Here is a 17,305-nt window from a genome sequence, read left to right on the forward strand (position 1 = left end):
CACTACGGTTTACTCCGGCGAGCCCTGATAGCTCGTATGCTCGAACTCTATCAGTCGGAGGACTGTCCGCACTCGGCCGAGGTACGCGAGCGCATGACCGACCTCGGGCTCTCGTACGTGGTCCACAACCCGCGGACGGCGGCGGGCGAAGAGCGAAACGGACAGGCCCTCGACGAACTGGAGACGATCGGCGGGAAGGACGAGATCCCCTTCCTCGTCGACACCACGAGGGAGGAGACCCGGTACGACAGCGAGGAGATCGTACAGTACCTGGAAGACCACTACGGCGACGGACGCTGACCGGTTCGATCGACGTCCGCAGCGATAGCCTCCGGACCGAAACGCCGCCGTTTTACCGCTCCGGGCCGGTTGTCTATCCAATGAGCCAACACTCCGAGTTCTCCCCCGGCGATCTCCGCAACACCGGGATGCGTCTGAAACACGACCGGGAGTGGGACTACGAACTCGATCGGATCGTCGAGGCCGTCGCGGAGCGGGACGCCAGGACGGTCGGCCTGCAGTTCCCCGAGGGGCTGAAACGACGCGGCCCGAACGTGGCCGACGACCTCCGGGAGCTGCTCCCCGAGGGCGTGCGAGTCCTGATCTCCGGCCAGCCTTGTTACGGCGCCTGTGACCTCGATACCTACCTGCTGCGCCGGACCGACGTCTTCGTCCACTTCGGCCACAGCCCGATGAAGGAGTCCGAGAAGATCATCTACGTACCGCTCTTCTCTAACGTCGAGGTCGCCCCGATCATCGACGAGGCGCTCGGCGAACTGAGCGATCCGGGGGAGGACCCCGACGTCGGCCTCGTCACGACCGCCCAGCACATGAACCGCTTTTCGGAGATGCGCGCACACCTCGAGCGGGTGGGATACACCGTCCACACCCGCCGGGGCGACGATCGGCTCACCCACGAGGGGCAGGTGCTCGGCTGTAACTACGCGAGCGCGGACATCCCCGCCGATCAGGTGCTCTACGTCGGTGGCGGGAAGTTCCACCCGCTCGGACTCGCGATGGAACACCCCGAGAAACGCGTCGTGATCGCCGACCCGGTGAACAACGTCGTGACGGTGGCGGACACGGAGAAGTTCCTCAAACAGCGCTACGGTGCCGTCCACCGCGCGATGAGCGCGGACAAGTGGGGCGTCATCTTCTGTACGAAGATCGGACAGGGGCGGTGGGATATCGCCGAAAAGATCGTCGAGGAGAACGAGAACGCCTACCTGATCACGATGGACGAGATCACGCCCGACAGGTTGAGAAACTTCGCGATGGACGCCTTCGTCAACACCGGCTGTCCCCGGATCACCACCGACGACGGCCCGCGCTTTCACAAGCCGATGCTCACCCCCGGCGAGTACGAGATCGCGGTCGGGAACGAGCCGCTCGAATCGCTGGAATTTGACACCTTCCACGGCACCTGGTGAGCGGGATCGGTACCTAAAGCAAATTTTATACATCAGCGATCTGAAAGACGTTTATGACGACTCGCTCGGCCTCCGGCACGCCGTCGATGACCGATCGTCTCGTGTACGCGCTCGCGGCGCTCGTCTTCGGGACCGCTCTCACGGTGGCGTCGATGGTCCTGATCGGTACGTTCGCGCTGATCGAACTCCTCGCGGCTTACACCGGGTCGGCACTGCTGTTCGGTGCTGGATTCACGCTCGCCGGTCGGTTCCTCGGTTCGGGACGAGTCAGCGTCGGAGCGCTCGTGACCGCGGTCGCGCTCCTCGCGGCGTGGCTGACCGTCGTCGTGCTGTCGAGAGTGGAACTGCTCGGTCCCGTCGCGAGCGTCGATCTGCTCGGACTCACCACTCTGCTCGCGCTCTCGTTTCTCGGCCTCTTCGCGCTCGTCGTCTGTGTCCACTGACCCCTCCCCATCACTGATTCCGACATCTAGCCCAAAGATATTGATACGAGCGCTGGCATCGACTCCGTAATGACCTCGACGGATCGCCTCGAATCACGCCTGTTCGAGCTGTACGGTCGGTACGTCGGCGAACCCGACGCCAGAACCGACGTCTACGCCGGCTTCGCGCTTTTCTTCGGCGCGCTCGCCGTCGGCGTCCTGGGACTCTCGGTCTTCCTCGCGAGCGCCGGCGTCGAGCGGGGCACGGGACTCTTCTGGAACCTCAGGGGGATCGCAGTCGTCCTCGCGCTGGTCGGGCTCCCCTCGCTCATGCTCTCGGTCGTCGTCCTCCTGCCGGTCGATCGGCGCGCGCTCTACGCCGCGGGCGGCGGCCTCACGGTCTGTCTTATCGCGCTCGCGGTGTTCGTCGCGGCCTACCCGAGCAACTGGAACGTCTCGGGGCAGGCGGACTACAGCGCACACGGGATCGCGCTCTACTCGGTCGGTCTCGCGGTGGTGGTCGCGGCGACCGGGGCGGCGCTCGTCGCCCACCACCTCGATCGGGTGCGTCCGGGCGATGAGGGTTCGGGAGAGCCTGGCGAGGAGGTGAGCGACGAACAGGTCGCCCGCGACATCGAGAGCGCGATGTCCGGCGTCGACCTCTCGTGGGGCGGCGTCTCGCGCCGGAAGACGAAACGGCTGCGGCTCACCGAGAGCGAGGAGGTCGACCGGTCGGGCTTCGACGGCGTCGAGGCGACCGCGACGCGCTCGTCCGGCTCGGGCGTCGACGACGCCGTCGCGAGCCTCCGCGGGCTCCAGGGCGGACGGACGAAGTCCGCGAGCGGCGGCGGCACCGAGAAACAGGCGAGCGCGCTGACCGAACTCCGCGAACGAAAGCGCATGGAGGCCCTGGCGACGGCCGAGCCCTCCCCCCTCTCCCGAATCGCCGACCGGATCAAGGCGCTTCTCCCCTGAACAGATAATTCTTCTGTAGCAAGAAGATTTATTATCAATAGGTGTTAGAATCGCATCATGGCCAAAGGACTAGACGTCGGCACCATGAACCTGCTCTCGGCGAAACAGGACGGCGAGGACACGCTGTTCGTCCAGCAGCGCAACTCCTTCGTCGAGATCGAGTACAGCGACATGGCCGAACAGATGCTCTCGCGCAGCGACGTACTCCACATCAAGAAGGACGACACGGTCTACGTCGTCGGCGACGACGCGCTCACGTTCGCGAACGTCTTCAACCGCGAGACGCGCCGACCGATGCACCACGGCATCCTCTCCTCGAGCGAGCGCTCGGCGATCCCGATGATCAAACTCATCACCGAACAGGTCGTCGGCGAGCCGAGCAGACCGGGCGAGAAGCTCTACTTCTCGAGCCCGGCGGACCCGATCGATTCGGAGCTCTCGACGCTCTATCACGAGAAGACCGTCCAGTCGTTCCTCGGCGACCTCGGCTACAGCCCCGAACCGATCAACGAGGCGATGGCCGTGATCTACTCCGAACTCGCGGACAACGACTTCACGGGATTGGGAATCAGCTTCGGCGCGGGCATGACGAACGTCTGTCTCGCCTACTACGCGGTCCCGGTGATGACCTTCTCCGTCGCTCGTGGAGGCGACTGGATCGACGAACAGGCCGCACAGGCGACCGGTACCCCAGTGGACAAGGTCACCTCGATCAAGGAGGACGGCTTCGAACTCGACTTCCGGACCGACATCGGCGGCGTCGAGGGTGCGCTCGCCATCTACTACGAGAACTTACTCGACTACGTCATCGAGCACATCTCGCGCGAGGTCAACGACGAGGACGTCGAGGAAGGCCTCGACGTCCCGGTCGTCGTCACCGGCGGCACGTCGAGTCCCCGAGGGTTCGACGTGCTCTTCGAGGATCACCTGGAGAAGGCCTCGATACCGTTCTCGATCAGTCACGTCGAGCGGGCGCACGAACCGCTCTACAGCGTCGCCAGCGGCGCGCTGGTCGCGGCGCGATCCGACGAGGAACAGATGGGCGAGTACGAGACCGTCGGCGAGGACGAAGAAGCCGAGGCGGAAGCGCCCTCCGACGACTGATCAGGTCCCCGCCCTGAACCGTTCGATCGCTTCGGCCCAGGACTCCGCTTCTACTCGCTCTCTCCGCTGGTCGACCTCCACGTCGGCGTACCCACAGCCATCGCAGACGAGCGCCTCGCGTCCCTCGAAGCGCAGCCGCGAGAGCGCCCCACCACAGCGCGGACAGTCCATGACAGTCGGTGACGATCCGCGGGTAAATCTCCTCCGGCCACCGGAGGCGGCAGTTCGGATCTCGTTCTCCCCGCTAGCGTGGACGTGAGAACGCACCGCGCAGATCCGCTCCGACGGTCTCTAGCGCGTCGCTCGCGGCGTCGAACTGGTCGAGGAAGCTCACGAAGCCGTGGATCATCCCGTCGTAGCTGTCGTGCTCGACGGGCACCCCTGCCTCGCCCAGCCGGTCGGCGTACACCTCCCCCTCGTCGCGCAACGGGTCGAAGCCGGCGGTGATCACCGTCGCCGGCGGGAGTCCCGAGAGGTCGCGCGCGAGCAGCGGCGCCGCGTACTCGTTTCGTCGGTCGATCGCGCGTGGGAGATACTTCTCGACGTACCACCGGATGCTCTCGCGCTCGAGAAGGTAGCCCTGGGCGTTCTCCTCGTGGCTCTCGAACTCGTGGATCTCTGGCGCCGCGACCGCGGGGTAGATCAGCACCTGGTGCTCTAGCTCCGGGCCACCCCGGTCGCGTGCGAGCAGCGTCACCGCCGCCGAGAGGTTGCCCCCGGCGCTGTCGCCAGCGACCGCTACCCGCCCCGGATCGCAGTTGATCCGGTCGCCGAACTCGCTCGCCCACTCGACGGCGGCGTAGGCGTCCTCGACGGCCGCTGGAAACGGGTGTTCGGGCGCGAGGCGATAGTCGACCGAGAGCACCGCACACCCAGCGGCGTTCGACAGCGCCCGGCAGAGCGGGTCGTAGGTCTCTAGATCGCCGACGGTCCACCCACCGCCGTGCAGGTAGACGACGAGCGGGTGGTCCTCACCGACGGGTGCATAGAGTCGAACCGGGAGTTCGCCATCCGGCCCCCCGATCGAGAGGTCCTCCACGCGGTCGACGTCCTCCCGGGAGGCGTCGGCGAACAGCGTTCGGAGCCTTTCGCGTGCGTTTTCGACCGAGAGCGCCTGTGTCGGTGGCTGTCCCATCGCCTCGACGGTCTCGAGCAGCGCCGCCGCCTGTGGATCCAGGTCCGTCATGTCCCTCCCTCCCGACCGGTCCTACTTAGTCCACCCTCCATCGGGTATTACTACTAGACATTGAGAAACGTTTTTATATGCGTAACGAGTATGGCCGCGTATGAGTACGACACGCGGTCCGATCGTCGAACGCTGCCGGCCGGAGGAAGCGACGGCGGTTCGCCTCCGCGGGACCGACCTCGACTCGACCGCACCCGAGTATCTGCGTGACCTGAAGTACGAACTCGCGGCCGAGGCGCTCGTCCCCGCCCGACTGACCGTCGAGGCGTGTTTCGCGGAGGACTGTTCGCTGTCGACCCAGCGGGAGGTCGAGCGGATCAGGGAACACGTCCGTGCCGCCGCGTTCCTCGGTGCGGGCACGCTCACGGTCGAGGTCGAGGAGGTCGCCGACGAGACGAAGGTCCGCCCCGCACTCGAAGCCTGTGCGGAGCGCGCCCGTCGCGAGGGCGTCAGCCTCGACCTCGACGGGCCGATCGCCCTGTAAGGGATCGAGACGAACGCGGCCGGGACCTGCCGGGGCCTTTGACTGTGTGGATCGGGAACATCCAACCCGACCGATCCAACGCTCGAAGCGCGAGCCACGAGGGATTTACCCGTGCGTCCTCTCCGGTGAGATATATGTGGACGATCGAGGAGCGGTTCGACACCGCCGAGGACGGGATCGAAATCGAGTTTCGGGCGCGGAGCGGGCGCGGTCCCTTCGCCGAGCGACTCGTCCCCGAGGACGCGGTGGTCACGATCCGGGAGGGTGCCGAGGGCCACAGCACGCTCGACAGCGTGAGCGGTGGGGCGGCCGGACGGATCGAACGGCGCTGGGAGGCCGGCGAGGCGCTCCAGATCTCTATCATCCGCGAGGACGACGACTCGCTCCACGGGCGGGTGGTACCGGTCCCCGGGACGCGCGAGGAGTTCACCGTCGAGTGGTCGAAGTCGACGTTCCCCTCGAAACTCGGAGCGCTCTCGCGGCCGTCGGAGCTCTAGACGATTCGTTTTACCGTTCCGGTTCGAACCCCTCCGAATGAGAAAACGCTCGCTCGAACGCACGCTCTCGGTCCTCGAAGGCTTCTCCGATCCCGACGTCTCACTGGAGCAGTATCCGACCCCGGCGGGGATCGCGGCCCATCTCGTCCACCTCGCGGACGTGACCGGCGACCTCGGTGGGCCGGTCGTCGACCTCGGGTGTGGGACCGGGGTGCTCGCCATCGGCGCGGCGCTCAGGGGGGCGAACCCCGTCATCGGCGTCGACGTCGATCGGGAGGCGCTCGCGACCGCGGTGGAGAACGAGCGGTGCGCCGGCGGCGGTACCGAAATCGACTGGCTCTGTGGCGAGGTGGGGAGGATACCGCTCTGTCTGGAGGGTGCGACCGTCCTCACGAACCCGCCGTTCGGCGCACAGACCGGCTCCGAGGGCGCGGACAGGCCGTTTCTGGAGGTCGCATCGGAGATCGCTCGTGTCTCGTACTCGATCCACAACGCGGGGAGCCGGGCGTTCGTCGAAGCCTACGCCTCTGCGCTCGGCGGTGAGCTCACCCACGCCTACGCGCTCTCGTTCGACCTCGACCGGCAGTTCGCCTTTCACACCGAGGAACGACGGTCGATCGACGCCGAGTGTTTCAGGGTTCAGTGGTCCGGCGGCTCGCGGTAGCGCTCTCTCGAGAACACCTCAACCTCGGTGCCGTCGGCGACGGCGAGCACCCGCTCGTCCTCGTCGACGAGGTCGATTCCGCCCGCGCTCACCGTCTCGTTCTCCGCCGGGATCGCGACCCGTTCCGTACCCTCCGGCCCGGTGACCTCCGCGTGGAACTCGCCACCCTCGGAGACGACGCTCACCGTGTGGTCGGCGACGACGGGGTCAGCGGTCGAGGGGCCTGACTCGTAGGCGAGCGTCCTCCCGTCGGCGTCGTCGATCCACACCAGGTAGACGGTGTCGTTACCCGTCACTCTGTACCCCTCCCTCGTCACGGTGACCGGCTCGCTCCAGCCGATCCCGCCGACCCGGAACGTCACCTCGCCGTAAGTGGAGAGCTCGCGCTCGGAGACCTTCTCGCGCCAGATCTGACGCTCCTCGCTCGCGACGATCACACCGCTGGTGGTGACGTTCGTCGAGAGGCCGAACCCCTCGATCGGGAGCACGTTCACCATGCGGTTCTCGATCCCCTCGTCGTAGAAGACGAGGTAGTCGCCCGCTTCGACGCCCTCCCGCTCGACCGGCTCAATCACGTTCGCGTTCAGGAGCGTGCTGAACCCGCCCATCCCGACCAGCGAGAGACAGAGCACCACCACGGCGACCCGGTGGGCAGAGATCCGACCACCGGGCCGGTCGCCCGCGACGACCGCCGCCGTGATAACGGTCGCGACGACGAGGACGAGCGCGACGCCGAGCGCGCGGAAGAGGACGAACGACTCCGCCTCGAGGATCCACCAGAGCGCCCACAGCGAGAGCGAGGAGGCGACGAGCAGCGAGCCGACCCAGAGCCGGAGCGGGTCGGGTGCCTTGTCCCGACGACGTAAGACGAGCGCGCCGAGCAGGACGCCGAGGAACAGCCCGAGTGCGTGGCCCTGGACCGCGACGCCGTACCAGGAGGGCCGCGAGACGACGACGACCGTCTCCGCGACCGTGACGGGGTTCGTGAACGCGTCCATCGTCACCCGGACCACACCACGCGCGGTGAGCGCGACGACGGTGAGAAGCGGGTAGCGGACGAGCGAGAAGCCGACGAACGCGAAGACCACGCCCGAGAAGCCGATCACCGGCCCCCAAGAGAAGAGCGCGGTCGCGAGTCCGACGAGAAAGACCCCGGCCGGGAAGACGACGAACGCCCGCACGTAGGGGTTCGTCCACGGCGTGGCGAACGTGCGCGTCCCGCGCTTTTGCGGGTAGTGAGAGAAGACGTACTCCGCGAGCGGGGCGAAGACGAGCGCGGAGGTGAGGTTGTTGACGAGGTGCGAGGGACTGGAGTGGGCGAATCCCGCGAAGAACCAGCCCGTGGGGTAGAAGATCGACACGGCGGTGAACGCGCCGACGACCGGCCGGTTCCAGTGCCAGAACCCGCCCTGGACGAACAGGTAGACGCAGAGGACACCCGACAGGGAGACGAGCGTCCCCCAGGGGACGCCCATCACGAACCGCGATCGGAGCCGCGAGCCGACGTCGACCGACGCGAGCCGTGCGATCGACCAGAGCGAGCCCACGACCGCGGCTACGACGAGCCCGCGCCAGGCGAGTTCGACGGCCGCCTCGGGAACCATACGATCTGACTGGAAGCGCGCGCGGTTATCGTTGTCGCCGGTGTAGGGAGCCAACGTAAGGTTCAAACGCGCGACCGGCCAACTCCGCCCATGGACTTACGCGTGCTCTCGCGGGAGGAGGGCTATCTCGAACTCGAGATCGGCGGCGAGGATCACACGTTCATGAACGTGCTGAAGGGAACCTTACTCGACACCGACGGCGTCGCGGCGGCGACCTACGACGTGAACCCGGAGCAGTCCGGCGGCCAGACGGACCCCGTCCTGATCCTGAAGACCGACTCGGGCGTCGACCCGCTCGACGCGCTCTCGGAGGCGACCATCGCGATCCAGGACCACATCGAGGAGTTCCGCGACGCCTTCGACATCGCGCAGGCCTGATACGGACGGTCGTGACTGGTCACGGGTGATCGTCGACTCCTACTGGCGATCACCGGTACGGGACTACGATCGTCCCCGTGACTCAGAGCCGAACCGGAACCCGCTTCTCGTCGAGGTAGGTTTTGACCTCCCCGATCGAGCACTCCCCGAAGTGAAAGATGGAGGCGGCGAGGGCGGCGTCCGCACCCGCGTCGACGAACGCCTCGCGCATGTGCTCGGGCCCGCCACAGCCCGAAGACGCGATCACCGGCGTCGAGACGGCGTCACAGACCGCCTTCGTCAGCGGGATGTCGTAGCCGTCTTTCGTACCATCCATATCGATCGAGTTGACGAACAGTTCGCCCGCCCCCCACGATTCGGCCTCCCTCGCCCACTCGACCACGTCGATGCCCGTCCCCTCGCGGCCGCCTTTCACCGTACACTCGAACCAGCAGGACTCGCCGTCGACCCGCTCGTAGTGCTCTCCCTCCCCGTCGAACCGGCGGCGGGCGTCGACCGAGATGACGATACACTGGTTGCCGAACGCCTCGGCTCCCTCGCCGATCAGTTCGGGTCGCTCCAGCGCGGCGGTGTTGATCGAGACCTTGTCGGCGCCGGCCCTGAGCGTCTCCTTGATGTCCTCTCTCGTCCTGATCCCTCCGCCGACGGTGAGCGGGATGAACACTTCGTCGGCGACTCTCGAAACCGTATCGAGCATCGTCTCCCGCCCCTCGGCGCTCGCAGTGATGTCGAGGAAGACGAACTCGTCGGCCCCACTCTCGTTGTACGCGCGGGCCATCTCGACGGGGTCGCCGGTGTACTCTAGGTTCTCGAAGTTCACCCCGGTGTAGACCGCCGCCTCCCCGTCCTCGTTCAGGTCGACGTCGATACACGGGATGATCCGCTTCGTGAGGGCCATTCGATCGAACTCGGCGGGGACACGGCAAAAAGGGTCCGACCCGGGGACCTAGAATGATACTAGGTTCCATATAGGGTTGGGGCGGAAAGGATTTATACCGTGGCTCGCTCCGACGTGTCACACATGGCGAAAACGATGAAAGACGTCTCGCACCGACCGCCGAACGGAGACAGTGTCACGAACGTGTGGAGCCGCGGCCGAAAAGACGACGAAGAGTAACCCGGTTCTCGCGGACCCGTCGATCCGTCCACCCACAGTCGAGAGCGATCGCTCCGGCTTCTCCAGCGGGCCGCCCGCGCGTGACCCACGCAGCCGGATCACGTCGAATGTCGGCGTGCGTCGGTGCGTTTAAGCCTGTTCCGGGGGCACGTCGAGACATGAGCGACGATCGAGCGATGGACGAGGAGGAGGGCCAGGCACAGGCGCCGGGCGAGGAGTCCGGGCCGATGGTGAAACAGCGCGGTACGCAGGAAGAGAAAGTAAGCACGACGGAGATCGAACAGGACCCACCCAAGCGCCCGGCTGTCGAACGGACGACCGCCCCCCAGAGCCCGTACACGACCCGCGACGTCGCGATGGGCGCAGGTATCCTGCTCGTCGGCCTACTCGTCGCGTTCGTCATTCCGCTGCTCCTCGCCTAGCTCTCCCCGAACGGCTCCAGATCCTCGCCGCAGCACGGACGGTACGTGAGCTTTGTCCCGCTCTCCTCGACACCTGCCGCCTCGATGAAGCCGGAGGCGAGGATCGACGCAGGGAGCGCGAAAAGCCCGTCCCCTCGCAGTCCGGCCCGCGGTGACAGGTGAGGCGACCGAGACGACGCCCGTCCCGACCGACCGAGTCACCCGAACGACGGCAGGACCTCCTCGCCGAAGTCGTCGACGAACGCCGCCTGGTTCGTGGCGACGTTGTGGAGGTAGACCCGGTCGACGCCCTGCTCGAAGTCGCGCTCGATCCACTCGACGTGCTCGTCGAGGTCCGCCGAGACGCGGACGTTCTCCGCGACCTGTTCGCGCGTGACCTGCTCGCCGAGCTCGTCGAACTCCTCGGGGGTCCGGAGCTGCTGGGTCACCGGCCCCGGGACGCAGTTCGTCCGCCACTGCTCGTAGGCGTCCTCGAGCGCGGCCGACTCGTCGGCGTCGTAGGCGTGCTGTGCCTTCAGGTAGACCGGCTTCTCCGGGGCTCGCTCCCGAAACGCCTCGATCCGCCGGGCGTCGGCCTCCTGGTCCGGGGTCCCGACCGTGATCATCCCGTCCGCCCAGCCCGCGAGCCACTCGGCCGTCTCGACCGAGAGCGCCGCGCCGATCACCGGTGGCGGGCTCTCCGGCAGGGTGTAGAGCGTCGCCCGTTCGACGTCTACCCGACCGTGATGGGTCACCTCCTCGCCCTCGAAGAGCCGGCGCATCACCTCCGCGCACTCCTCCAGTCGGGCGTTTCGCTCCCCTTTCACCGGCCAGTCCGTCCCCGTGATCCCCTCGTTGAGCAGCTGGCCGCTCCCGAGCGTGATCCAGAACCGTTCGGGATACATCTCCCGGAGCGTCGCCGCCGCCTGCGCGATGACCGCCGGGTGATACCGGTAGCCCGGCGCGTTCACCGTCCCGAAGCTCATCTCTGTACTCCGCATCGCAGCCCCGAGCCAGGCCCAGACGTGACCGGACTCGCCCTGTCGTTCGCTCCACGGGTGGAAGTGATCGGAGGCGAGCACGTGCTCGAAGCCCGCCCCCTCCGCGCGTTCGACGTACGCGAGGAGGTCGCTCGGCGGGAACTGCTCGTGCGAGGCGTGGTAGCCGAGGGCGGTCATCGCTCTACTCCCTCCGACGGGTTCGAGCGTCGCCCTCCGTGACGATCCGTTCCCGTCCGATGCCCGCGGCGTCCGCGACGCCATCGGTCGACCGTTCGCATACCGGCGTCTCGACGGAGCGACCTATAGTACCACGGCATGGCTCTGCGTGGCCGTCCCTACGTCGAGGGTCCAGTCGCCGTCGGCCTCCACGGCGATCCAGACGACCCCGCCGGCGCTGTACGACCGCGAGGCGTCGACCTCGCCCTCCCGGTTGATCAGCTGTTCCCTGCTTCCGTCGGCCCCGTGACCGTCGACGACGAACGCGCCGTCGCCGTCGTGCGCCGCGACGACCCGCACGTTCCCCTCGGTCCAGAGCGGGCCGACGAACGACGGGCCGGTCCCCGAGTCCGAGACCGGGAGGTCGGCCAGGTCGTCGCGGTCGACCGAGGGCTGGGCCAGGTCGATCGTCCAGTCGTCGTCGGCCTCGACGTCGAGGCGGTAGCTCCCGCCGGAGACGACGAGGACCGACTCGCCCGTCCCGTCCCCGTCGGCGCGGGCCAGTACGTCCCCACTGGCCTCGCCCTCCACCCCGACGGCGAACGCTCCCTCGTGGGCGAACCGCGCCCGCAAGAGCCCCTCGTCGAGGTCGAACTCGTCGGTTCTCTCCGGGCCGGAGCCCTCGAACGAGTGCGACTCACCTCGCTCGAAGACGGTCCCGTCGGGGCGTTCCCGCGTCCCCTCTTCCCCGTCACCGCCGAGGTCGAGCGTGCCGTCGATCAGATCGGAGGGGGTGATCACGTCGAGCCCGCGCTGTTCGATGTGATCGAGCAGGTGCTCGTAGTCCTCGACGGGCATCCCCTCGCCCTCCCCGTCGACGATCCGGGGGATGTGGAGGACGGTCAGCTGTCCGTACTGGTCGGCGAGGTTGACGTGTCTGCGGACCCCGTTGTGCAGGTCCGGCCCCCACATCATCGGGGTCACGTGGATGCCGGTCGGCGGCGCGCCGGTCGGACAGCCGCCGAAGACGAAGCCGGTCTCGTGGCTCTCGCGGATCACGGCATGTGTCGTCGGCTCAAGCCGCCGCCATTCGGGGGCGAAGAAGTGTCTCGCACCCCTTTCGAAGCCCCGCTCGACGAGGTACTCCCTCGCCTGCTCGATCGTTCGCCGCTGGTCCTCCTCGCTCTCGCCGGCGAGGTCGCCGCTCCCCGGCGAGGAGCCGACGTCCCAGCCACGGTCGCGGAGCTCGCGGAGTTCGTCGAGGTCCATCCGGCCGCCCTCGCCGATCCGGCTCGGGTCGACGGCGACCGCGGCGGGCCACTCGCGCTCGCCGAGCGCCTCCGCCGCGATCGAACGGTGGGAGTCGAGCCCGCCGTAGTGGACGAGGATCGCCGCGCCGGTCTCGAGTCCCCGCGTTCTGCGGAGGTCGTCGACGACCACCCGCGGCGGCTCGTCGTCCGGGCCGACCGCGACGAGGTTGATCCCCGAGACGGCCGAGAGGTCGGGCTCGTCGGCCGGCTTGTGCTCGTAGCCGCAGTCGATTCGGAGCCAGTCGTCGTAGCCCTGCGGGAAGAAGCGAACGCTCGTGAGCCGCTCGTCGTACGTCGGCGCGAGGAACTCGACCTCGATCCGGCTCGCCTCCTCAGGTTTGATCGCGAGCGAGGTGTCCCATCCCCCGAAATCGAGCGGTTCGGGGAACCTGAACGAGGCTGCGGCGATCCCCTCGTCGCTCTCGACGATCGCCGCCTGCGAGCCGACGCGCGCCTCCTCCGTGTCGGGCTCGATCCGACCCGCGAGCGCCTCCCACCGGTCGAGTTCCTCGAAGTCCGAGAGGAGCTCACCCGCCTCGATCGCCGGCCACTGCCGATCCGTCTCCGTCTCCGTCTCGGTCTCGTCGTCGTCGCTCGCGTCGTCCGCACCGCCCCCCGAGTCGTCGGCCTCGCCGTCGTCCTCCTGACTCGATTCCGGGGATTCGGGTTCCTCGTCGTCCGGGTCGGAACAGCCCGCCAGCGAGACCGCGGCCGCGCCGAGCGTCGCCAGCACGTGCCGCCGGGAGGGGCTTCCAATCATGTCCGAGAAGTGTACTCGCCCGCGATACTTGGCGTTATCGAAGACGTTTCGCACCTCGATCGGCGGAACCCACCCGAAAAACCGCCGGAGGGCTCCGGAGGGCGTTCTTCGTGCGATCAGTTCCTCTCGGATTACTGTGTCTTCCCTATCGGTCGCTCGAGAGCTCCTCGAACGGCTCGGTCCGGTTCTCGAACGAGGGATCGGGACCGTCCTCGGGCACCGCCCACCGGACCGCGTTCTCGATAACCCTCTGTATCTCCGGCTGGCGGTAGATCGGGTACGTCTCGTGGCCCGGCCGGAAGTAGAAGACGCGCCCGGCACCCCGCCGATAACAGCAGCCCGAACGGAACACCTCCCCGCCCTCGAACCACGAGAGGAAGACGAGGTCGTCGGGTGCGGGCACGTCGAAGCGCTCGCCGTACATCTCGGCGTCCGGTATCGCGAACGACTCGGGGAGCCCGGCGGCGATCGGGTGGCTCGGCTCGACCACCCAGAGGCGCTCGCGCTCGCCCGCCTCCCGCCAGGTGAGCGAACAGCTTGTGCCCATCAGCCGCGTGAACGGCTTCGAGTAGTGTGCGGAGTGGAGCGCGAGAAAGCCCATCCCGGAGAGCACCCGCTCCACGACCCGCTCCACCACCTCGTCTCCGACCTCGTCGTGTGCGGCGTGGCCCCACCAGAGCAGGACGTCGGTCGCCTCCAGTCGCTCCTCGGAGAGCCCGTGGTCCGGTTCGTCGAGCGTCGCCGTCTCCACGTCGAAGCCCGCATCCGAGAGAAACCCGGCGATCGCCCCGTGGATCCCCTCGGGGTACTGTTCTCCGACCTTCCGGTCCTCGCGCTCGTGACGGAACTCGTTCCAGACGGTGACGCGCGTCATCACGCTCACTCTCTCCGCGTCGGAGTAGTGGCTGTCGATCGGAAGGGGTATCCACCGCGCCGGCGAGGAGGCCCCATGCGAACGGCGATCAACCTCTACACGCTCCGGTCGGTCGAGGCCCCGTCTTCGGAGATCCTGCACTCGATCGCCAGCGCGGGCTACGCGGGCGTCGAGTTCGCCGGGCTCTCCGATCCCGAAACGGTCGCGGACGCGCTCGAGGGGACCGACCTCGCGGTCGCCGGCGCACACGTCCCGATCGACGACCTGGAGAACGAGTTCGAGGCGACGGTCGAGAGGTACCGAACGATCGGCTGTCGCGACCTCGTGGTACCGTACCTCCCGGAGGAGGCGTTCGCCTCGGAGGACGCGGTCACACGCACCGCAGCGCGCCTCGACGCGCTCGCCGATCGGGCGAGCGACGAGGGCTTCTCGTTTCACTACCACAACCACGACCACGAGTTCACCGATTTAGGTACCGAAACGGGCTTCGAGGCGTTCTGCGACCGGAGCGAGCGGGTCGGGATCGAGCTCGATTCGGGCTGGGCGGTCGCCGCGGGCGCGGATCCCGTCGCACTGCTGGAGCGCTACGCCGACCGGGTCCGGCTGGTCCACGCGAAGGACGTCGAGCGCGGTTCGGGAACGCCGGTCGAGCTCGGCGAGGGCGACCTCCCGCTGGAGGGGGTGCTGGCCGAGGCGGACCGAAGCAGAGTCGAGTGGGCGGTCTACGAGCACGACGAGCCGACCGATCCGATCGAATCGATGCGCCACGGCGTCGGGCTTCTCGATCGGTCGTAGTGCCGGTCGAGGACAGAACCCCTCGTCGAACGTGACGGTGACCCGCGAGGCCCCACAGGCTCCCGATCGGCCTCGGCGCGGGCGACGAAGTCGTCGACGACGTCGGGGTGGTGGGAGTCGTCGATTCTGACCGGTTCACCCCGTCGAACGGGCCGCTACATTCAACCCCGTCGCATCCCTAGCCCTGCCACCACAGGACGACGATGCAGGACTTCTACGAGGTACTCGACGTCGATCCGGACGCCTCCCGGAGACGGATCAGGCGTGCCTATCGAGAGAAGGTGAAGGAGTACCACCCGGACGTGAACGACGACTCGCGGGCACGCGCCCAGTTCACGACGCTCAAGCGGGCGGAGGAGGTGCTCACCGACGGGACGGAACGGCGGGCGTACGACCGACTCGGCCACGAGCGGTACGTCGCCGAGCGGCTGAACGGCGGGCTCGTGGGCAGCGGACGATCGCCGCGGACGTCGGCGGCGGCGGGGGGGACGGCCACGACGCGCAACCGGACACGAGGGAGAACGAGCGCGCAGCAGGGGTCTCAGTGGCCGGGGGGGGACGTCCCGCGCGGTGGGCGTGTCGACGATCGGCGTCGAGCGGGGGCGAACCCGACCGCTGGGAGCGACGACTGGCGGTCGGTCCGCGAGACGTACTCCGGATACTCCGCGACCGAGTACACGGTCCGGTACCTCTGGCTGTTCGTCCTCGTCGCCTCGCTTCCCTACGTCGGGGGGCTCGCGGCGTTCTCTCTTGCCCACGGGGGAACGATCCTCGCCGCGCTCGTCGCCGATCCGGCCGCGCTCGCGACCGACCGGTCCGGACTGCCGACGCTCACCTCGGCGATCGTCGCGAGCGTCGAGGGCGACCCCGGCGTCGGCGTCGCGGGCGTCCTGTTACTCGTCGGCGCGGTCGTCCTCCCGGTCGCGTTCGCGATGACCGTCTGGCAGCTCAGGCGGCTCACCGTCTGGCGGGCGAGCCCGCTCTACGTCGTCGCCGCCGCGGGGCCAGTGGGTGGAATCGCGCTCAACCTCGCCGGGGTCACCACCCTGCCGGTCGACGCGGTCTGTTACCTTCTCTTGCCGCTCGCAGCGATCTCGACGCTGCTCTACCACCGGTTTCGGTGACCGCCACCAACCGATCGGCGGATTTTATACGTGTTCCACCGTCCGTGACACTCGATGACGGGGGAGACGCGAACGGTCGATCACCGCCTGAGCGACGCCGACGAGAACATCCACCACGCCTGGGACAACTCGCTCGATCCAGTACTCGAGATCGAGCCGGGCGAGACGGTCCGGTTCGAGTGCCGGGACGCGGTGGACCGACAGGTGAACGTCGAGTCCGGGACCGAAGAGTTCGCGGCGATCTCGTTCGACCCGGTCCACCCGCTCACGGGTCCGGTCCACGTCGAGGGTGCCGAACCGGGTGACGTGCTGGTCGTCGAACTGCTCGAGTTCCAGCACAAGGGCTGGGGGTACACGGGATACCTCCCCGGCGAGATGGGTCTCGGCCTGCTCCCCGAGGAGTTCCCCGAGGCGGGCGTCCACGTCTGGGATCTCGTGGGGGACGTCGGTCACTTCGTGAACGGGATCGAGGTTCCGCTCGACCCGTTCCCGGGCGTGATCGGCGTCGCGCCCGCCGAGTCGGGCGACCACGGTACGCTGCCGCCCCGGTCGGTCGGCGGGAACATGGACGTCAAACACATGACCGCGGGGTCGACGGTCTACTTGCCCGTCGACGTCGAGGGCGCGCTGTTCTCGACCGGCGACTGCCACGCCGCACAGGGCGACGGCGAGGTCTGCGTGACGGGGATCGAGGCGCCGATGTTCGTCACCGCGCGGTTCGACGTCGATACGGAGATGTCGATCGACCAGCCCCAGTTCGAGACGACCGGGCCGTTCACCCCGACCGGGAGGGACGAGCCGATGTACGCGACGACGGGCATCGCCGACGACCTGATGGAGGCGACGAAGCTCGCGGTCGAACACATGATCGACCACCTCCACGGGGAGCGGGGGCTGACGCGGGGCGAGGCCTACATCCTCTGTTCGGCCGCCGTCGACCTCAAGATCAGCGAGGTCGTCGACGCGCCGAACTGGGTCGTCACGGCGTACCTCCCCGAGAGCATCTTCCCGTAACGGCGCGGA

At 67.8% G+C, this 17,305-nt stretch carries 20 protein-coding genes; 13 read left to right on the forward strand and 7 right to left on the reverse strand.

Going from position 1 to position 17,305, the window contains the following annotated elements; all coding sequences use genetic code 11:
* Positions 1-36 precede the first annotated feature (36 nt).
* From V2L32_RS13755 to V2L32_RS13775, 5 genes are all read left to right on the forward strand, one after another.
* A complete protein-coding gene (locus tag V2L32_RS13755) occupies positions 37-300 on the forward strand; it encodes a glutathione S-transferase N-terminal domain-containing protein (RefSeq protein ID WP_331233021.1) in 264 nt (87 codons plus the stop codon).
* 80 nt (positions 301-380) lie between these two features.
* Positions 381-1,430, forward strand: a complete 1,050-nt coding sequence (dph2, locus tag V2L32_RS13760) for a diphthamide biosynthesis enzyme Dph2 (RefSeq protein ID WP_331233022.1) — start codon at positions 381-383, stop codon at positions 1,428-1,430.
* Between the two features lie 53 nt (positions 1,431-1,483).
* Positions 1,484-1,873 carry a hypothetical protein gene (locus V2L32_RS13765; RefSeq protein ID WP_331233023.1) on the forward strand — a complete coding sequence of 130 codons (390 nt, stop codon included), beginning with the start codon at positions 1,484-1,486 and terminating at the stop codon, positions 1,871-1,873.
* A 69-nt stretch (positions 1,874-1,942) separates the two neighbouring features.
* Positions 1,943-2,827: a DUF7139 domain-containing protein gene (locus V2L32_RS13770; protein WP_331233024.1), complete on the forward strand. Its 885-nt coding sequence runs from the start codon at positions 1,943-1,945 to the stop codon at positions 2,825-2,827.
* 57 nt (positions 2,828-2,884) lie between these two features.
* The gene (locus V2L32_RS13775; RefSeq protein WP_331233025.1) at positions 2,885-3,931 is read left to right on the forward strand and encodes a cell division protein FtsA; all 1,047 of its coding nucleotides are present in this window, start codon (positions 2,885-2,887) and stop codon (positions 3,929-3,931) included.
* Here the strand turns inward: V2L32_RS13775 and V2L32_RS13780 are convergent, their stop codons facing one another.
* Positions 3,932-4,102, reverse strand: a complete 171-nt coding sequence (locus tag V2L32_RS13780; protein ID WP_331233026.1) for a zinc ribbon domain-containing protein — start codon at positions 4,100-4,102, stop codon at positions 3,932-3,934. It abuts the gene before it with no gap.
* A 73-nt stretch (positions 4,103-4,175) separates the two neighbouring features.
* A complete protein-coding gene (locus tag V2L32_RS13785) occupies positions 4,176-5,117 on the reverse strand; it encodes an alpha/beta hydrolase (RefSeq protein ID WP_331233028.1) in 942 nt (313 codons plus the stop codon).
* 100 nt (positions 5,118-5,217) lie between these two features.
* Here V2L32_RS13785 and V2L32_RS13790 point away from each other — a divergent pair, with 100 nt between their 5' ends.
* The 3 genes from V2L32_RS13790 (at position 5,218) to V2L32_RS13800 (ending at position 6,762) form a co-directional block, all read left to right on the forward strand.
* A complete protein-coding gene (locus V2L32_RS13790; protein WP_331233029.1) occupies positions 5,218-5,601 on the forward strand; it encodes a hypothetical protein in 384 nt (127 codons plus the stop codon).
* Positions 5,602-5,735: 134 nt separating this feature from the next.
* Positions 5,736-6,098, forward strand: coding sequence for a hypothetical protein (locus V2L32_RS13795; RefSeq protein WP_331233030.1), 363 nt, complete (start codon positions 5,736-5,738; stop codon positions 6,096-6,098).
* Between the two features lie 37 nt (positions 6,099-6,135).
* The gene (locus V2L32_RS13800) at positions 6,136-6,762 is read left to right on the forward strand and encodes an METTL5 family protein (protein WP_331233031.1); all 627 of its coding nucleotides are present in this window, start codon (positions 6,136-6,138) and stop codon (positions 6,760-6,762) included.
* Here V2L32_RS13800 and V2L32_RS13805 read toward each other — a convergent pair.
* Positions 6,738-8,366: a rhomboid family intramembrane serine protease gene (locus V2L32_RS13805; protein ID WP_331233032.1), complete on the reverse strand. Its 1,629-nt coding sequence runs from the start codon at positions 8,364-8,366 to the stop codon at positions 6,738-6,740. The genes V2L32_RS13800 and V2L32_RS13805 overlap by 25 nt on opposite strands.
* Positions 8,367-8,456: 90 nt before the next feature.
* On the opposite strand from V2L32_RS13805, the gene V2L32_RS13810 reads away from it, so the two are divergent.
* A complete protein-coding gene (locus V2L32_RS13810; RefSeq protein ID WP_331233033.1) occupies positions 8,457-8,744 on the forward strand; it encodes a DNA-directed RNA polymerase subunit L in 288 nt (95 codons plus the stop codon).
* 82 nt (positions 8,745-8,826) lie between these two features.
* On the opposite strand, the gene hisF is transcribed toward V2L32_RS13810, so the two are convergent.
* The gene (gene hisF / locus V2L32_RS13815; RefSeq protein ID WP_331233034.1) at positions 8,827-9,642 is read right to left on the reverse strand and encodes an imidazole glycerol phosphate synthase subunit HisF; all 816 of its coding nucleotides are present in this window, start codon (positions 9,640-9,642) and stop codon (positions 8,827-8,829) included.
* 377 nt (positions 9,643-10,019) lie between these two features.
* Here hisF and V2L32_RS13820 point away from each other — a divergent pair, with 377 nt between their 5' ends.
* Positions 10,020-10,283: a DUF7550 family protein gene (locus tag V2L32_RS13820; protein WP_331233036.1), complete on the forward strand. Its 264-nt coding sequence runs from the start codon at positions 10,020-10,022 to the stop codon at positions 10,281-10,283.
* Between the two features lie 197 nt (positions 10,284-10,480).
* Here V2L32_RS13820 and V2L32_RS13825 read toward each other — a convergent pair whose 3' ends face one another.
* From V2L32_RS13825 to V2L32_RS13835, 3 genes are all read right to left on the reverse strand, one after another.
* Complete coding sequence (locus V2L32_RS13825) at positions 10,481-11,440, reverse strand: TIGR03885 family FMN-dependent LLM class oxidoreductase (RefSeq protein WP_331233038.1); 960 nt, start codon at positions 11,438-11,440, stop codon at positions 10,481-10,483.
* A 123-nt stretch (positions 11,441-11,563) separates the two neighbouring features.
* Complete coding sequence (locus tag V2L32_RS13830) at positions 11,564-13,489, reverse strand: polysaccharide deacetylase family protein (RefSeq protein ID WP_331233040.1); 1,926 nt, start codon at positions 13,487-13,489, stop codon at positions 11,564-11,566.
* A 145-nt stretch (positions 13,490-13,634) separates the two neighbouring features.
* The gene (locus V2L32_RS13835) at positions 13,635-14,363 is read right to left on the reverse strand and encodes a ThuA domain-containing protein (protein ID WP_331233041.1); all 729 of its coding nucleotides are present in this window, start codon (positions 14,361-14,363) and stop codon (positions 13,635-13,637) included.
* Between the two features lie 75 nt (positions 14,364-14,438).
* Here V2L32_RS13835 and V2L32_RS13840 point away from each other — a divergent pair, with 75 nt between their 5' ends.
* The 3 genes from V2L32_RS13840 to V2L32_RS13850 all read left to right on the forward strand — a co-directional run bounded on the left by V2L32_RS13840 (position 14,439) and on the right by V2L32_RS13850 (position 17,296).
* Positions 14,439-15,158, forward strand: a complete 720-nt coding sequence (locus V2L32_RS13840; protein WP_331233042.1) for a sugar phosphate isomerase/epimerase family protein — start codon at positions 14,439-14,441, stop codon at positions 15,156-15,158.
* A 203-nt stretch (positions 15,159-15,361) separates the two neighbouring features.
* Positions 15,362-16,282: a DnaJ domain-containing protein gene (locus V2L32_RS13845; protein ID WP_331233043.1), complete on the forward strand. Its 921-nt coding sequence runs from the start codon at positions 15,362-15,364 to the stop codon at positions 16,280-16,282.
* 54 nt (positions 16,283-16,336) lie between these two features.
* Positions 16,337-17,296 (forward strand): acetamidase/formamidase family protein, encoded by a 960-nt coding sequence (locus V2L32_RS13850; protein WP_331233044.1) that lies wholly within the window; start codon positions 16,337-16,339, stop codon positions 17,294-17,296.
* Positions 17,297-17,305: the final 9 nt, after the last annotated feature.

Origin of the sequence: Halalkalicoccus sp. CGA53, assembly GCF_036429475.1 — an archaeon.
Taxonomy (GTDB): domain Archaea; phylum Halobacteriota; class Halobacteria; order Halobacteriales; family Halalkalicoccaceae; genus Natronorarus; species Natronorarus salvus.

Excerpts from the sequence above, each read along its gene's own strand:
- V2L32_RS13755 (WP_331233021.1), top strand. The coding sequence starts at position 37 with ATGCTCGAACTCTATCAGTCGGAGGACTGTCCGCACTCGGCCGAGGTA.
- dph2 (WP_331233022.1), top strand. The coding sequence starts at position 381 with ATGAGCCAACACTCCGAGTTCTCCCCCGGCGATCTCCGCAACACCGGG.
- V2L32_RS13765 (WP_331233023.1), top strand. The coding sequence starts at position 1,484 with ATGACGACTCGCTCGGCCTCCGGCACGCCGTCGATGACCGATCGTCTC.
- V2L32_RS13770 (WP_331233024.1), top strand. The coding sequence starts at position 1,943 with ATGACCTCGACGGATCGCCTCGAATCACGCCTGTTCGAGCTGTACGGT.
- V2L32_RS13775 (WP_331233025.1), top strand. The coding sequence starts at position 2,885 with ATGGCCAAAGGACTAGACGTCGGCACCATGAACCTGCTCTCGGCGAAA.
- V2L32_RS13780 (WP_331233026.1), bottom strand. The coding sequence starts at position 4,102 with ATGGACTGTCCGCGCTGTGGTGGGGCGCTCTCGCGGCTGCGCTTCGAG.
- V2L32_RS13785 (WP_331233028.1), bottom strand. The coding sequence starts at position 5,117 with ATGACGGACCTGGATCCACAGGCGGCGGCGCTGCTCGAGACCGTCGAG.
- V2L32_RS13790 (WP_331233029.1), top strand. The coding sequence starts at position 5,218 with ATGAGTACGACACGCGGTCCGATCGTCGAACGCTGCCGGCCGGAGGAA.
- V2L32_RS13795 (WP_331233030.1), top strand. The coding sequence starts at position 5,736 with ATGTGGACGATCGAGGAGCGGTTCGACACCGCCGAGGACGGGATCGAA.
- V2L32_RS13800 (WP_331233031.1), top strand. The coding sequence starts at position 6,136 with ATGAGAAAACGCTCGCTCGAACGCACGCTCTCGGTCCTCGAAGGCTTC.
- V2L32_RS13805 (WP_331233032.1), bottom strand. The coding sequence starts at position 8,366 with ATGGTTCCCGAGGCGGCCGTCGAACTCGCCTGGCGCGGGCTCGTCGTA.
- V2L32_RS13810 (WP_331233033.1), top strand. The coding sequence starts at position 8,457 with ATGGACTTACGCGTGCTCTCGCGGGAGGAGGGCTATCTCGAACTCGAG.
- hisF (WP_331233034.1), bottom strand. The coding sequence starts at position 9,642 with ATGGCCCTCACGAAGCGGATCATCCCGTGTATCGACGTCGACCTGAAC.
- V2L32_RS13820 (WP_331233036.1), top strand. The coding sequence starts at position 10,020 with ATGAGCGACGATCGAGCGATGGACGAGGAGGAGGGCCAGGCACAGGCG.
- V2L32_RS13825 (WP_331233038.1), bottom strand. The coding sequence starts at position 11,440 with ATGACCGCCCTCGGCTACCACGCCTCGCACGAGCAGTTCCCGCCGAGC.
- V2L32_RS13830 (WP_331233040.1), bottom strand. The coding sequence starts at position 13,489 with ATGATTGGAAGCCCCTCCCGGCGGCACGTGCTGGCGACGCTCGGCGCG.
- V2L32_RS13835 (WP_331233041.1), bottom strand. The coding sequence starts at position 14,363 with ATGACGCGCGTCACCGTCTGGAACGAGTTCCGTCACGAGCGCGAGGAC.
- V2L32_RS13840 (WP_331233042.1), top strand. The coding sequence starts at position 14,439 with ATGCGAACGGCGATCAACCTCTACACGCTCCGGTCGGTCGAGGCCCCG.
- V2L32_RS13845 (WP_331233043.1), top strand. The coding sequence starts at position 15,362 with ATGCAGGACTTCTACGAGGTACTCGACGTCGATCCGGACGCCTCCCGG.
- V2L32_RS13850 (WP_331233044.1), top strand. The coding sequence starts at position 16,337 with ATGACGGGGGAGACGCGAACGGTCGATCACCGCCTGAGCGACGCCGAC.